The organism is Nocardia sp. NPDC058176 (assembly GCF_042883805.1).
Classification (GTDB): Bacteria; Actinomycetota; Actinomycetes; order Mycobacteriales; family Mycobacteriaceae; genus Nocardia.
This window is the reverse complement of sequence record NZ_JBHVVA010000008.1, coordinates 86,126-100,721: the sequence shown is the minus strand read 5'-3', so window position 1 is coordinate 100,721 and position 14,596 is coordinate 86,126. Positions and strand designations below refer to the sequence as shown.

Genomic DNA, 14,596 nt, shown 5'->3' with positions numbered 1-14,596 from the left:
CCGGACGGGCACGCGCGCTGGGTACATTGTGGCGGGTCACCACAAGGTGACTCGGTTCACAGGGAAGTTGTAGCGCGTATGACAACACATCACCGTCAGCTCGGCCGTGCGGGCTTCGGCATCACCGCCATCGGCGCCGTCGCCGTCAGCCTCGTGCTGGCCGCCCCGCAGGCCTCGGCCTGGGTCGGAAACCTCAATGTCGCCGGCACCGATCACAAGGTCGGCTGCAGCTACAAGCTGACCGCCAGCGTCGAGGTCGACCGGCTGACCTCGGTGAAGTTCACCGACAACGGCAAGGACATCCCGGGCAGCCCGGTCTCGCCCTCGCTGCTGTCGGGCACCGTGAGCATCGACTGGAAGCCGACCACCGCGGGCCAGCACAAGCTCGAGGCGCGTCAGCTGCTGATCAGCGACTCGATCACGGTCACCGTGGCCGAGGCGGCCAATACCGGCAGCGCGGGCTGCGGCGGCGGCCTCGGCGGGCTGATCCCCAGCCTGTCGGCGGGCTGAGTCACACCGACGCCCGAGCTACCGACCGTCCGCGCCCCGACCGGGGTGCGGACGGTCTCGTCGTTTCAGCGCCAGGTCAACGTCATGCCGCGGGTCGCCAGCCAGCGCTCGATCGAATAGCCGTTGGCGGCGATCCCGTCGACCGCGGCGGTGGCGTGCTCGATCGCGGCCTGGGACTGCGCGGTGTCGAGAAGGCCGTCGGCGTGCGCGACCAGCAGTTCGTCGATGTCGACCAGGCGCACGTCCCGGCCGGTGCGCACCAGCAGGTCGAGGTAGTGGTCGACCGAACGCCACAGCGTGGGCGAGTCCCTGGTGAACTCGCCGACGTCGACGTAGACGTCCTGCCACTGATCGATGCCCGGGTTGTAATGGAGCTTCGAGGCACGCAGCGACAACTCGGGCACCACCCAGGACTCCAGGTAGTGGAAGCTCCGATGATCGGAGTGGCGGCCCATGTAGAGCCCCCACGGCTCCTCCCGGTAGACCTCCACCGGCCGCACGAACCCCTTCGGATCGGTGTTCGTCTGCGCCGCGATGTCGAAGTACTCGACCTTGGGTGGGTGCACGTGCACGGTGGATGCCTGGGTCATAGCCGCAGAATCTACCGGCGCCCGGTGGCGATCGCCCGGTCGCGAAACGATCCGGCGAACCTGTCGGTGGTGCGGCCTAGTCTGGTCCCATGGCATTCGCAACCGAGATCCCGGCCGAAGGGTACGAGGAGCGGGGCAGCACCCCGCTGGCTCATTCCGAGCATCGCCCGGTCGGCACCATCGCGCGCGCCGGTGGGCAGTTCGAGGTGGTCAGCGAGCATTCACCGGCCGGTGACCAGCCCGCCGCCATCACCGAGCTGGAACGCCGGATCACCGCGGGTGAGAAGGACGTGGTCCTGCTCGGCGCCACCGGTACCGGTAAATCGGCAACCACGGCCTGGTTGATCGAGAAACTGCAGCGGCCCACGCTGGTGATGGCACCGAACAAGACTCTCGCCGCCCAGCTGGCCAACGAACTGCGCGAGATGCTCCCGCACAACGCGGTCGAATACTTCGTCTCGTACTACGACTACTACCAGCCCGAGGCCTACATCGCCCAGACCGATACCTACATCGAGAAGGACAGCTCGATCAACGACGATGTCGAGCGGCTGCGGCACTCGGCCACCTCGAGCCTGCTCTCGCGCCGCGATGTGGTGGTCGTCGCGTCGGTCTCGTGCATCTACGGCCTCGGCACGCCGCAGTCGTACCTGGACCGCTCGGTGCAGCTCGAGGTCGGCACCCAGATCGACCGCGACGCGCTGCTGCGCCTGCTCGTCGACGTGCAGTACACCCGCAACGACATGGCCTTCACCCGCGGTTCGTTCCGGGTGCGCGGCGACACCGTCGAGATCATCCCGTCCTACGAGGAGCTCGCGGTGCGCATCGAGTTCTTCGGTGACGAGGTCGAGGAGCTCTACTACCTGCACCCGCTCACCGGTGACGTGGTGCGCAAGGTCGATTCGCTGCGCATCTTCCCGGCCACCCACTACGTGGCCGGTCCGGAGCGGATGGAACGCGCGGTCACCGACATCGAGGCCGAACTGGCCACCCGCCTGGCCGAACTGGAACGCCAGGGCAAGCTGCTCGAGGCACAGCGGTTGCGCATGCGCACCGAATACGACCTGGAGATGATCCGCCAGGTCGGGTTCTGCTCCGGCATCGAGAACTACTCGCGCCACATCGACGGCCGCCCCGCCGGATCGGCGCCGGCCACCCTGCTCGATTACTTCCCCGACGATTTCCTGCTGGTGATCGACGAATCGCACGTCACCGTGCCGCAGATCGGCGGTATGTACGAGGGCGACATGTCGCGCAAGCGCAATCTGGTGGAGTTCGGCTTCCGGCTGCCGTCGGCGGTGGACAACCGCCCGCTGACCTGGGAGGAGTTCGCCGACCGGATCGGCCAGGCGGTGTATCTGTCCGCGACGCCGGGCCCGTACGAACTGGGCCAGGTCGGCGGTGAGGTCGTCGAGCAGGTGATCCGCCCGACCGGTCTGGTCGACCCGCAGGTGGTGGTGAAGCCGACCAAGGGCCAGATCGACGATCTGGTGCACGAGATCCGCGGGCGCACCGACCGCGACGAGCGCGTGCTGGTCACCACGCTGACCAAGAAGATGGCCGAGGACCTCACCGACTACCTGCTCGGGCTCGGGGTGCGGGTGCGCTACCTGCACTCGGAGATCGACACCCTGCGCCGGGTGGAATTGCTGCGGCAGCTGCGCCTGGGCGACTACGACGTCCTGGTCGGCATCAACCTGCTGCGCGAGGGCCTCGACCTGCCCGAGGTGTCGCTGGTGGCGATCCTGGATGCCGACAAGGAAGGCTTCCTGCGGTCGAGCACCAGCCTCATCCAGACCATCGGCCGCGCGGCGCGCAACGTCTCCGGTGAAGTGCACATGTACGCCGACAAGATCACCGACTCGATGCAGCACGCCATCGAGGAGACCGATCGCCGCCGCGCCAAGCAGGTCGCCTACAACGAGGCCAACGGCATCGATCCGCAGCCGCTGCGCAAGAAGATCGCCGACATCCTCGACCAGGTCTATCTGGAGGCCGACGACGAGGTGGCCGTCGGCGGTTCGGGCCGCAACGTCAGCCGCGGCCGCCGCGCCCAGGGCGAGCCCGGCCGTGCCGTCAGCGCGGGCATCTACGCCGAACGCGATGTGAAGTCCATGCCGCGCGCCGAACTGGCCGACCTGGTCAAGGAACTCACCGCGCAGATGATGAACGCGGCCCGCGAACTGCAATTCGAACTGGCGGGCCGCCTCCGCGACGAGATCGCCGACTTGAAGAAGGAACTACGCGGCATGGACGCCGCCGGGCTGAGCTGATCGGCCATGACACCGGCAACCCGACCGCCACGGGTTCTCGGCCGCTTCGCACCGCCGAAGAACCCGCGGCGCCGGCCGCCAGAACTACTGCTGCTGCATCCACTCGGCGACGCGGCGGTCGGCTTCCTCGCGGGAGACGTCCTCGACCCGGGTCATCACGGCCCAGCGGTGGCCGAACGGGTCGACCACCACGCCGTAGCGGTCACCGGTGACGAAGGTCTGGGGTTCCTCGGCACTGCGGGCGCCGTGGGCGATCGCGCGGGCGACCACCGTGTCGACGTCGGGGCAGTAGTGCACGATCGAGGTGTGTACCCAGCCTTCGGGGGCGCGAACGTTGTTGTCGGGGATCGGCATTCCCAGCTGCAGGGTGGAGTCGCCGATGAGCAGTTCGGCGTGTGCGGGCTGCCCGTCGGGCAGGTCGGCGCGGCTGAGGAGCTTCGCGTCGAAGACCGCGGTGTAGAAGTCGATGGCGGCGTTGCCATCGGGCACGGCGAGGAAGCAGGTGATGGAGTGGTAGCCCTCGGGAACGGGCGCGACGGATTCGGTCATGTGTTCGATCCTGCTCGGCGCGGGCGGGCCGGTCTTGTAAGAACGCGACAGATCCGGATCGGCGGATCGGCGGCCCGTGCCCATGCCGGGTGAACCGCCGGATCCCAGTGACGTGAAGGGCATTCTGCATCCGGGCGAGCAGGCCAGGCACCGCACGCTGAACCGGTTGCCGGTCGGGCCCGCACTGGCCGAATTCGCCGACTGGTACTGGGTGGTGCGCTGGGATCTGCGCGGCAGGCCCGACTATCGGGCCGAGATCCTGTCGTTTCCCTGCGTGAATCTCACCTTCGAGCGCAGCACCCTGCGCACCGGGGGTTTCGTCACCGGTGTGTGCACGACGAAGTACGTGCGTGAGCTCAGTGGGGAGGGGGAGACCTTCGGCCTGCGGTTCAGTCCGGGCGGATTCGGCGCGTTCACCGGCACCGACGTGGGCACCCTGCGCGATGATTCGGCCCCGCTGACCCAGCTGCTGCCCGACGCGGCAGGGCTGGCCGAGCGCGTGCTGGCCGAACCCGACGACGACCGGCGCCGGGTGCTCGTCGAGTCCTTCTTCGCCGGGCGGGGTCGCGGTGACGATCCGCAGTACGCGCAGGTGGCCGCGATCGTGCGCGCGATGTCCTCCGACGCGAGCCTGACGAGGGTCGATCAGGTCACCGAGCGGTTCGCGATCCCCATCCGGACCCTGCAGCGCCTGTTCCGTCGCTATGTGGGCGCGGGCCCGAAGTGGGTGCTGTGCCGATTCCGGTTACAGGACGCCGCCGACCGGCTCGCCCACGGCGGCGCACCGGATCTGGCCGTGCTCGCCGCCGATCTCGGTTATTTCGACCAGGCCCATTTCTGCCGCGAGTTCGTCGCCGAAATCGGGATGTCGCCGACCGAATACGCCCGCCGGTCGCGATGACCCCGATCGACCTGGCGTTGTGACGAAAATCCCAGCCCCGCAGCGGCATTGATTGTGTTGTGATAGACCACAGTTTCATCGACGCTCGGTTCGATCGCCCCAGGTGGACTTGTACTGTTGTCGCCTCGACCACGGTCGACGCGACAATTCCCGCCAACACTCCCGGTGTGATCTGTTGCGATTTCTGATAAATCGGCCTGTTTTGGCGTTAGGGTCGACCCAATTGCCGCGCTGACGCTCGATTCCCGGGTGGCTCGGTGCTGGCACCGACCAAGTTGGAGGAGAGATGACCGCCTACCGGACCATTGTCGTCGGTACTGATGGCTCGGACTCGTCGTACGTCGCAGTGGAGAAGGCCGCGGCGCTCGCCGGCGACGCGGACGCGACTCTCGTGCTGGCCTGCGCCTACTTCCCGACCGATGACCGCGATGTCGCCGCCGCGGCCGATGTGCTCAAGGACGAGGCCTACCAGGTTCGTGGCTCGGCCCCGACCAACGAGATCCTGCACGTGGCGCGGGAGAAGGCCGTGGCCGCGGGCGCCAAGAACATCGTCGACCGGGCCATCGTCGGTGAGCCGGTCGATTCGCTGCTCGACCTGGTCAAGGAGACCAAGGCCGATCTGCTCGTCGTCGGTAACCGGGGCCTGAACACCCTCACCGGGCGCTTGCTCGGCTCCGTCCCCTCGGACGTGGCCCGCAAGTCCCGCTCGGACGTGCTGATCGTGCACACCGTCCGATAATCGACACAGACAAAGCGCCGACGCCCGCCAGGACGTCGGCGCTTTGTCGTTGTGGACCCGTTCGCGCGATGATCACGCCTCCAGTGCGGCGAGGACCTCCGGGAGTGGCGCGGTATGCACGACCGCGAGGCGCTGGGTGGCTCGGGTCAGCGCCACGTAGAGGTCGTTGAGCCCGCGGGGTGACTCGGTGAGGATGGTGTGCGGGTCGACCAGGTAGACGCGGTCGAATTCCAGCCCCTTCGCGTCGTGGACGGTCAGGACCTGCACCGATTCACCGGCCAGGGCCGACAGATCCGGCACCAGGGCCGCGGGCGCCAGGACCGCGCTCGTGCCTGGACCGTGCTCGGCGTCCAGGAGCCGGGCCAGCTCGCCGGCGACCTGGTCGGGCCGAACCCGGTGCGCCCGGGGCGGATTGCCGGTCTCGCGCACCGAGCGCGGCACCTTGACCCCGGGGTCGATGGCGGCGAGGACGTCGGCGGCGACGGCCATGATCTCGGCGGGCGTGCGGTAGTTCACGGTGAGCTCGGTGAGCTTCCAGCGTTGTGCCACATAGGGTTCCAGCACCCGCTGCCAGGACGAGGCACCCGCGGGATCACCGGTCTGGGCGACATCGCCGACGACGGTCACCCAGCGATTGGGGATGCGCCGCATCACCATCCGCCACGCCATCTCGGAGAGCTCCTGCGCCTCGTCGACGATCACGTGGCCGTAGGTCCAGGTGCGGTCGCCCGCGGCGCGTTCGGCGGTGGTCTGCCGGTTGCCGAATTCCTGGCGCTGGGCCAGCTGGGAGGCGTCGATCAGGTCGTAGGCCATCAGGATCTCGGGATCGAGTTCGTCCTCGATGTCCTGGGGCGCCGAACCGGTGAGGATGTCGAGCGCGTCCTGGGCCTCGGCGAGCTGGGCGCGCCAGCGGCGACGGGATCGCTCGCGCTCCTCGGTGTCGTCGACGCCGAGGAGTTCGGCCAGCTCGTCGAGCAGCGGGGCGTCGGCGGCGGCGAAGGTGCCGTCGTCGGAGCGCACGAGCTCGGCGCGGTCCTGCGGGCTCAGCGTCTTGGCCGCGCGGTCGAGGCGGGCGGGGTCGGCGAGCAGGTCGGCCAGCACCTCCTGCGGGGACAGGATCGGCCACAGCGCGCTGATCGCGGCCTGCACCTGCGGGTCGGCGCGCATCTCGTCGCCGATCTCGCTGAGATCGGCCGAGCTGAGCAGGCTCGTCCCGCCGGACAGGTCGGCGCCCATGGTCGCGGCCAGCTGATCGGTGAGCGCGTCGATCACCGAGGACGCGAAGATCGGGCGCGCCAGATTGTGCGGGCGGCGCGAGGAGCGGGCCCGGCCGCGTGCCTTGGTCGCGATCTTGCGGTCCAGCGTCACCGGGTATCCGTCGAAGCTCAGGCGCACCGGCTCGGCGGGCACCTCCTGGCGGTCGCGCACGGCCTGCTTGAGGACCTCGAGCATGTCGAGGGAGCCCTTGATCTCCCCGGCGCGCAGCGAGTCCTCGCGCACCGCCTTCACACCGGGATACAGGTCGCCGATGGTCGACAGCAGCACGCCGGTCTCACCGAGCGAGGGCAGCACCTGCCCGATGTAGTCGAGGAAGGTGGCGTTGGGGCCGATGATCAGCACGCCGCTCTTGGCCAGCTGCTGGCGGTAGGTGTAGAGCAGGTAGGCCGCCCGGTGCAGCGCGACCGCGGTCTTGCCGGTGCCGGGACCGCCCTGGACCACCAGCACGCTCTTGTGCTCGGAGCGGATGATCGCGTCCTGCTCGCTCTGGATGGTCTCGACGATGTCGTTCATGTGCCCGGTGCGGGCGGCGTTGAGTGCCGCCAGCAGCGCGCTCTCGCCGCCGACGCCGTCGTCGGTGCCGATCGCGCCGTCGCGCTCGGCGGTGGTCAGATCCAGGTATTCGTCGTTGATCGCGGTGACCGCGCGATTGCGGGAACGGATGTGGCGCCGCCGCGTGACGTCCTCGGGATTGGCGGTGGTGGCCAGGTAGAACGGGCGGGCCAGCGGCGCGCGCCAGTCCAGCAGCAGCGGCTCGTAGTCGTTGTCCTCGTCGAGGATGCCGAGACGGCCGATGTAGCGCGGCTGCTCCTCGGCGGCGGCCAGGTCGATGCGGCCGAAGCACAGCCCGTGCTCGGCGGCGTCGTACTTGGCCAGGTCCTCGCTGTAGAGCGCGGTGAACGACTCGCGTTCACTGCGCGCCTGCGGGGTGCCGCCGGATTCCAGCAGCACGGTCTTGAGCCGGGTCTGCGCGTAGTCGCGCATGCCGTCGAGCCGGTCGTAGAGCACCGAGAGGTACTGCTGCTCCTGTTCGATCTCGCGGCTGCGCGCGTCCGGCTCGGCGGTGGCGCGGTCTTCGGCGAGGCGGTCGGGCAAAACAGGACTCCTTTGTCACCGCGTTGAGAACAGAGTTGTCGAGTCTACTTGTCCGCGGGCGCACTCGTAGCGACCGCGGCCGAAGCGGGGAAGACCTCGTCGCCGAGGACCGGCGCGAAGTGCTCGACCACCGGGAACGGCTCGTAGAAGTGGTGCAACAGCGCCCGCCAGCGCTGGTATTCCGGCGAGCCGCGGAAACCCTCGGTGTGATCGGTGAGCCGCTCCCAGCGCACCAGCAGCAGATAGCTGTCGGGCCGCTCGACACACCGCGACAGCGACAGCCCGCCGAAGCCGGGCATGGCGGCGATGATCGGATACGCCTCGGCGAAGGCCGCCTCGAAGGCGTCGGCGAGGCCGGGGCGAACGGGCAGCAGCGCGTGTTCGACGATCACGCCGATCAGTCTGTCAGGAGGCGTGGGTGTTGTTCGAGCGTCGATTCTGACCGAGACCGAGCTCACGATGACCGGACGGCTTGTCGCGGTACATGGCCAGGTCGGCGTCGTGCAGCACGGCCTCGGGGGTGCGCCGTTCGTGCGGACCGAGTTCGGTGATGCCGATCGAGGCGCTCACCTCGAGCCGGTGGCCGTGGGCGATGATCGGCTCCGACATCGTCACGCGCAGCCGTTCCACCAGCGCGGGCAGGTCGGCGCGCTGCGGATGACCGGCCAGCAGGACCAGGAACTCGTCACCGCCGAGCCGGCCGACCAGATCCTCGGCCCGCAGCGCGCGCTGCAGCCGCTGGGCCACGATCTGCAGCACGGTGTCGCCGATGGCGTGGCCGAGGGTGTCGTTGATCGCCTTGAAGCCGTCGAGATCGATGAACAGCACCGTGGTGACCATGGTGCCGCCCTCGTCGGCCAGCGCGGTCGAGAGCTGCGACAGGATCAGCGAGCGATTGGCCAGCCCGGTCAGCGCGTCGTGGGTGGCCTGGTATTCGAGCTGGCGGCGGCTGTCCCGGAATTCGGTGATGTCGGCGAAGGAGGACACCCCCGAGGAGTCCGGGCTGTCGGGATTGAGCAGCCGGCAGTTGCACGAGAGCCACACCAGCTGCCCGTCGGCGCGCTCCACGCCGAAGACGTACTGGGTGACCACCTCGCCGGTGGCCAGCGTGCGCGCCATCGGATGCTGGTCGCCGGGCAGCGGCGCGCCGTCGCGGTCGATCATCGTGGCCGGGAGTTCGTCGAAGTGCCTGCCGATCACCGGGTCGGCGTCGTCGATGCCGAGAATCCGCCGGCCCGCCGGGTTGATCGATTCCAGCCGCCCGCGCCGATCGACGACGAGCACGCCCTCCTCCAGCTGTGAGACCACCGTCGTGAAATGCGATTCCGCCCGCCGCGCCGAGGCCTCCGCGGCCCGCTGGGCGGTGAGATCGTGCACGACCACCTGATAGGCGAGTTCGCCCTGCCACACTGTGAGAACCGACACGGTCTGCACGGGGACGGTGCGTCCGTCGATCCGGACGAGGTCCATGTCGGTGGGTGGGGAGGCCGAGCCCTCGGTCGTCAGCTGCTCGATCCGGGCCAGCATCGGCGGGATCGAATCGGGATGAACGAACATCGTGATGGACAATCCGAGCAGGTCATCGGCCGATCGGGCCCCCAGCAGGCGCACCATGGCCGGGTTGACGTAGACGACGGTGCCCGACTCGTGCACGCAGATCGCGTCGGGGGTGTGTTCGACCAGCGAGCGGTACCGCTGCGCGAGCTGTTCGGCGCTCGCCGCGTCGGTGATGCGTTCTCCCACTGCGATACCCCCGATCTCGGCCTGGTGTGATGACGATGCACAGGACTATGGTGGTGAGCCCTGATGAGATCCGCGAGGAGCGATGTGACAGCGGACGTGCTTCCCGGCGACATGGCCCACCGCTTCGATTCTATGTCGATCGGCGGCATCGGTGTCGTGTCCGGTTACGGCTGGGGCCGTGAACGCCTGTGGCAGGGGTTACTGACGGGGAAACCCGCCGCCCGTTTGTACCCCGGTTACGGCCCGGAACGCGATCAGCACGCGTGGGTCGGCCGCGTTCCGGACGGCGGCGATCCGGTGTACGGTACCGGCCTGTTCGGGCGCGCCGTGTTCGCCGCGGCCGCCGAAGCCGTCGCCGACGCGACCGCGCGCGGCTGGCGCCAGGCGGGCCGCACCGTCGGTCTGGTGCACGGGATCACCCTGGGCGATGTGGCCGATTGGCGTGATTTCTATCTCCTCGATCACGGCCACCGCCGTCCCCGCGGCTATCTGCCGCTGCTGCACTCGACGCCGATCTCGGTGGTACAGCAGGAATTCGGCTTCCACGGGCTCTCGATGAACGTCTCGGCGGCGTGCAGTTCGGGCAGTGCCGCCCTGCTGACCGCGAAGATGTGGCGCGACCTGGGAGTGGTCGACGACGTGCTGTGCGTGACCACCGACATCTCCGCCACCCCCGAGATGCTCGACCATTTCGTCCGGATGGGTGCCGCCGTCGCCGACGCCGACCCCTTCACGGCCTGTCGCCCCTTCCAGGAGGGCAGCCTCGGCTTCACGATCGCCGAGGCATCGGCGGCCTTCCTGCTCACCGACGCGGTCGAAGCGCCCTACGCCAGGCTGCTGGGCGGGGCGATGACCAACGACGCCCACCACGTGGTCTCGATCGAGCCCACCCACACCCACGTCATCGATTGTGTGCGCCGCGCGCTGTCCACCGCCGGGGTCGACGCCGCCGAGGTCGCCTACGTCAACGCGCACGGCACCGGTACCCGCCAGTGCGACGCCGCCGAACGCGACGTGCTGACCACGGTGTTCGCCGACCGTCCCGTGATCACCGCGCTCAAGCCGCTGCTGGGGCACTGCCAGGGCGCCTCCGCGGCGGTCGAGGTCGCCGCCATCGCCCTGTCCTACGAGCGCGGCCTCGCGATCTCGGCGCCGACCGTCGCGCCCGCCCACCCGCGACTGCTCGACGGGTCGGCGCCGATCATCGACGGTCCCACCGTGAAACTGTCGATGGGCATGGGCGGCAACAATGCCGCCGTCGTGCTCGCCGGGGCCTGAGCCTCAGTCGCCCTCGCCGATGTCGGGTCCACCGGCCAGGGCGTATCCGCCGGTGATCGGCTGATCCTGTGGCAACGGCACCGCCCAGCGCAGCCGGGTGCCCGGCATCTCCGGCTGATTGCCCTCGGCGTCGGGGCGGCTCGACGGTCCGATCTCGAAGTGCCCGCCCGACTCCTGGGCGCGCTGCTCGAGATTGCGCAATCCGCTGCGGATGACGTGGTTGGGAATGCCCCACCCGTTGTCGCTCACGGTGATCGTCAGATCATCGGCCACTTCTATGACGATCGCGACCGTGTCGGCGCCGGAGTGGCGCACCGCGTTGCTCACCGCCTCGCGCACCACCGCCTCGGCGTGATCGGCCAGCTGCGGATCGAGCACCGACAGCGGGCCCGAGACCTGGATCGTGGCGCGCAGGGCGATGTCGGCGGTCTGGCGGCGGATCGCCATCTCCAGGCGCTGCTGCAGTCCCGCGCTGTGGCCGGGTCCGCTGGCGTGCAGGTCGAAGATGGACGTGCGGATCTCCTGGACGACCTCCTGCAGATCCATGATCGTCGTCGACAGTCGTTGCCGCACTTCGGGAACCACCGCTTTGGGCAGGGTCGCCTGTACGGTCAGGCCGATCGCGAACAGGCGCTGGATCACGTGGTCGTGCAGGTCGCGCGCGATGCGGTCGCGGTCGGCGACGATGTCGAGCTCGCGCATCCGGCGCTGCGCGTCGGCCAGTCGCACCGCCAGCGCCGCCTGGTCGCAGAACGCGGCGGTGAGTTCGAGGATCTCGTCGGAATAGGGGGCGAAACCGGGCGGTCGGATCGTCACCAGCACTCCGAGGGTGGCGTCCGGGGTGCACAGCGGCAGCACCAGGGCCGGTCCGGCGCAGGGGGATTCGGTGTCGGGGAACTCCACGCCGAGGGTCACCGCGGAGACGTCGTCGAAGCGCAGCGGGGTGCGGCGGCTGAACGCGTCGCCCAGTGCCGTGCCCGCGATCGGGATGGTCTGCCAGTCCTGGCCAGCGTCCGGACCGGTCCACTGGGTGATCACCAATTCGGTGATCTCGCCGGGCAGTTCGTCGGGGACCGGCACCGAGGCGAGGAAGGCCTGATGCGATCCGGTCAGCTTGCGCGCGTGATCGACCACGTGGGCGAGCACCCGATCGGATTCGGTGCCGGCCAGGAACTCGGTCGCGATGTCGCGGGTCGCCTCGATCCAGGCCTGTCTGGTGCGCGCCTGCTCGTAGAGGCGGGCGTTGTCGACCGCGATGCCGGCCGCGGCCGCCAGCGCGAGGACGAGGACCTCGTCCTCCTCGGTGAACGGCTGACCGTTGGACTTCTCGGTCAGATACAGGCTGCCGAACACCTCGTCGCGAATGCGCACGGGCACACCGAGAAACGAGTGCATCGGCGGGTGTCCGTCGGGAAAGCCGACCGAGGACGGGTGCCGGGCCAGATCGTCGAGCCGCAACGGCGCCTTGTCGGCGAACACCGCGCCCAGCACGCCGTGGCCCGCGGGTAATCGCCCGATGTGGTCGCGGATCCGGTCGGGCATGCCCTCGTCGATGAACTGCGCGACCTGCTGATCATGACCGCGCACCGCCAGCGCCCCGTAGCGGGCGTCGACCAGGTTCATCGCGGTGCGCACGATGGTGCGCAGCGTCTCGTCCAGATCCAGGCCGGCGGTGACGGTGAGCATGGCCTCGACCAGGCCGTCCATCCGGTCGCGCGAGCCGATCATCACTTCGACCCGGTCCGCGACTTCGCCCAGCAGGGCGCGCAGATGCTGCTGGGACACGGTTCCGCCCACCGAATAGCGGTCACTCCGACCGTCATTCGCCATCGCCGTATCCCGTCGCCGTGCTCCCCGAACCCACCGAACGCAAAGTCTAGTCCGCAATCAGGGGACTTTCGGCCCTTCACCGGCATGGGCTGCCGATGGTGGCATAGGGCACCGGGAAATGGGATCGAGAAGTGGGGCAAGTGATGAATTCGTTGTCGAGCACCCAACACTGGACGACCGCCGCGGACCCGGAGCTCGCGGTGACCACCTGCGGCGAAGTGCCACCGCAGGACGTCACCCGCGCGGTTCGCGCCATCACCCGCGTCATGCGCAGGCATCACCTCGACAGTCCGGCCCGCGTGCGCGTCACCGCGCCGCAGGGTTGCGACGAGCCGACCCTGGTGCAGGCCAACATCCGCACCAACGACACACTCACCCGCGTGCAGGTCACCGGGCCGGGCGGCTTCGCCGTCACCTTCGCCGCCGAGCGGCTCGACCGTCAGCTCGCCCGCCGCGCGGGCAAGGAGGCGCGCGCCGCCTGGCCGGACCCGGCGCGGCGCCCGCTGTCGCGGGTCACCGAGACCCGCCCGATCATCCGGCGCAAGGACTGCGCGCTGATGACCGGCACCCCGCTGGAAGCCAGCACCGTGCTCGACGCGATGGACTACGACGCCTACCTGTTCACCGACTCCGACACCGGTGAGGACGCGATCGTCACCTGGGCCGACCCGCACGGCGTTCGCCTGGCTCGCCAGCACCACACCGCCGCGGCGGGAGAGTCGGCCGAGCTGCCGCTGACCGCCAGCGCGATGCCGGTCCGCGTGGCCCCCGACGCCGCGCCCGTCTACGCCGAGGACGAAGCCGCCGACGTGCTGTGCACCGGCGGGCTGCCCTACCTGTTCTTCACCGACACCCACACCGGCCGCGGCAACCTCCTCTACCGCCGCTACGACGGCGACCTCACCATCGTCGTCCCGTCCTGAGCCTTCACGGCTCGCGGAGTTTCGTCGCCAGGACCGCGGCCTGGGTCCGGCGTTCGACGCCGAGTTTGGCGAGGAGGCGGGAGACGTAGTTCTTGACCGTCTTCTCGGCCAGGAACATCCGCGCCGCGATCTGCCGGTTGGTCAGGCCCTCGCCGAGGAGTTCGAGGAGCCGGCGTTCCTGGTCGGTGAGTCCGGCCAGCGCGCCGGAGGGTTCCGCGCTGCGCCGCAGGCGGGCGCGCAGCGCGTCGGCGGCCCTGGTGTCGAGCAGCGAGTGCCCCGCGCCGACCTGTTTGATCGCGTCCGCCAGCCGCATCCCGTCGATGTTCTTCACCACATAGCCGCTGGCCCCGGCCAGAATCGCGTCGAGCATGGCGTGCTCGTCGGAGAACGAGGTCAGGATCAGGCAGTGCAGGTCGTCGAACTCGGCCAGCAGATTGCGGCACAGCTCGATCCCGTTGCCGTCGGGTAACCGCACATCGAGCACCGCCACATCGGGCCGGGCCTCCCGAATGAGCACCATCGCCTCGGCGACACTGCCCGCCTGCCCGATCACAGTGAGTTCAGGATCACCTTCCAGCAGATCGATCAACCCGCGCCGCACGATCTCGTGGTCGTCGACCAGAAACACCTCGAGCACGTCGGCTCCTTCATCGTGTCAATCGCCCCACCCCAACGACAAACATAATCGGAACCCCGAAATCCCGGACGCAGACCGCGAACTCGACCACCACGACCCGACCTCGAGGAGGGTCCGCCGCACAGCGGCGGTTCGCGCCCGTCCCGCCGATCAGGCGCCGTTTCGTACGCGACGAAGGGTCACAAAAACAGTGCAGAAAGTAGGGGCCGCCCGGGGGGGCGGAAACGAAGCGGCCCCCCCGCCCAAAAAA

At 69.2% G+C, this 14,596-nt stretch carries 13 protein-coding genes; 6 read left to right on the top strand and 7 right to left on the bottom strand.

The features are described from left to right. Positions 1 to 78 precede the first annotated feature (78 nt). Positions 79 to 510 (top strand): hypothetical protein, encoded by a 432-nt coding sequence (locus ACFVVM_RS30170; RefSeq protein ID WP_387625230.1) that lies wholly within the window; start codon positions 79 to 81, stop codon positions 508 to 510. 65 nt (positions 511 to 575) lie between these two features. Here ACFVVM_RS30170 and ACFVVM_RS30165 read toward each other — a convergent pair whose 3' ends face one another. Further along, positions 576 to 1,100 (bottom strand): DUF402 domain-containing protein, encoded by a 525-nt coding sequence (locus ACFVVM_RS30165; protein WP_387625228.1) that lies wholly within the window; start codon positions 1,098 to 1,100, stop codon positions 576 to 578. An 89-nt stretch (positions 1,101 to 1,189) separates the two neighbouring features. On the opposite strand from ACFVVM_RS30165, the gene uvrB reads away from it, so the two are divergent. Further along, positions 1,190 to 3,373 (top strand): excinuclease ABC subunit UvrB, encoded by a 2,184-nt coding sequence (gene uvrB / locus ACFVVM_RS30160; protein ID WP_387625226.1) that lies wholly within the window; start codon positions 1,190 to 1,192, stop codon positions 3,371 to 3,373. An 84-nt stretch (positions 3,374 to 3,457) separates the two neighbouring features. On the opposite strand, the gene ACFVVM_RS30155 is transcribed toward uvrB, so the two are convergent. Next, positions 3,458 to 3,922 carry a VOC family protein gene (locus ACFVVM_RS30155; protein ID WP_387625224.1) on the bottom strand — a complete coding sequence of 155 codons (465 nt, stop codon included), beginning with the start codon at positions 3,920 to 3,922 and terminating at the stop codon, positions 3,458 to 3,460. 82 nt (positions 3,923 to 4,004) lie between these two features. Between ACFVVM_RS30155 and ACFVVM_RS30150 the strand changes: the two genes are divergently transcribed. Together ACFVVM_RS30150 and ACFVVM_RS30145 are read left to right on the top strand one after the other, a co-directional pair. Next, positions 4,005 to 4,823, top strand: a complete 819-nt coding sequence (locus ACFVVM_RS30150) for a DUF6597 domain-containing transcriptional factor (RefSeq protein ID WP_387625458.1) — start codon at positions 4,005 to 4,007, stop codon at positions 4,821 to 4,823. 286 nt (positions 4,824 to 5,109) lie between these two features. After that, positions 5,110 to 5,562, top strand: a complete 453-nt coding sequence (locus ACFVVM_RS30145; protein WP_302873926.1) for a universal stress protein — start codon at positions 5,110 to 5,112, stop codon at positions 5,560 to 5,562. Positions 5,563 to 5,634: 72 nt separating this feature from the next. Here ACFVVM_RS30145 and ACFVVM_RS30140 read toward each other — a convergent pair whose 3' ends face one another. Genes ACFVVM_RS30140 through ACFVVM_RS30130 form a run of 3 tightly spaced genes read right to left on the bottom strand, consistent with a single transcriptional unit; the run spans position 5,635 to position 9,678 of the window. Continuing rightward, positions 5,635 to 7,935 (bottom strand): HelD family protein, encoded by a 2,301-nt coding sequence (locus tag ACFVVM_RS30140; protein WP_387625222.1) that lies wholly within the window; start codon positions 7,933 to 7,935, stop codon positions 5,635 to 5,637. 44 nt (positions 7,936 to 7,979) lie between these two features. Then, a complete protein-coding gene (locus tag ACFVVM_RS30135) occupies positions 7,980 to 8,327 on the bottom strand; it encodes an antibiotic biosynthesis monooxygenase family protein (protein WP_387625220.1) in 348 nt (115 codons plus the stop codon). A gap of 13 nt (positions 8,328 to 8,340) precedes the next feature. Further along, positions 8,341 to 9,678, bottom strand: coding sequence for a diguanylate cyclase domain-containing protein (locus tag ACFVVM_RS30130; protein WP_387625218.1), 1,338 nt, complete (start codon positions 9,676 to 9,678; stop codon positions 8,341 to 8,343). Between the two features lie 84 nt (positions 9,679 to 9,762). On the opposite strand from ACFVVM_RS30130, the gene ACFVVM_RS30125 reads away from it, so the two are divergent. Continuing rightward, positions 9,763 to 10,956, top strand: coding sequence for a beta-ketoacyl synthase N-terminal-like domain-containing protein (locus ACFVVM_RS30125; protein WP_387625215.1), 1,194 nt, complete (start codon positions 9,763 to 9,765; stop codon positions 10,954 to 10,956). Between the two features lie 3 nt (positions 10,957 to 10,959). Here ACFVVM_RS30125 and ACFVVM_RS30120 read toward each other — a convergent pair whose 3' ends face one another. Next, positions 10,960 to 12,786, bottom strand: coding sequence for a GAF domain-containing protein (locus tag ACFVVM_RS30120; protein WP_387625213.1), 1,827 nt, complete (start codon positions 12,784 to 12,786; stop codon positions 10,960 to 10,962). Positions 12,787 to 12,929: 143 nt separating this feature from the next. Between ACFVVM_RS30120 and ACFVVM_RS30115 the strand changes: the two genes are divergently transcribed. Beyond that, positions 12,930 to 13,709 carry a sigma 54 modulation/S30EA ribosomal C-terminal domain-containing protein gene (locus ACFVVM_RS30115; protein WP_387625211.1) on the top strand — a complete coding sequence of 260 codons (780 nt, stop codon included), beginning with the start codon at positions 12,930 to 12,932 and terminating at the stop codon, positions 13,707 to 13,709. Positions 13,710 to 13,713: 4 nt separating this feature from the next. Here the strand turns inward: ACFVVM_RS30115 and ACFVVM_RS30110 are convergent, their stop codons facing one another. Next, on the bottom strand, positions 13,714 to 14,346 hold the full coding sequence (locus tag ACFVVM_RS30110; protein ID WP_302873938.1) for a response regulator transcription factor: 633 nt from the start codon (positions 14,344 to 14,346) through the stop codon (positions 13,714 to 13,716). Positions 14,347 to 14,596 lie beyond the last annotated feature (250 nt).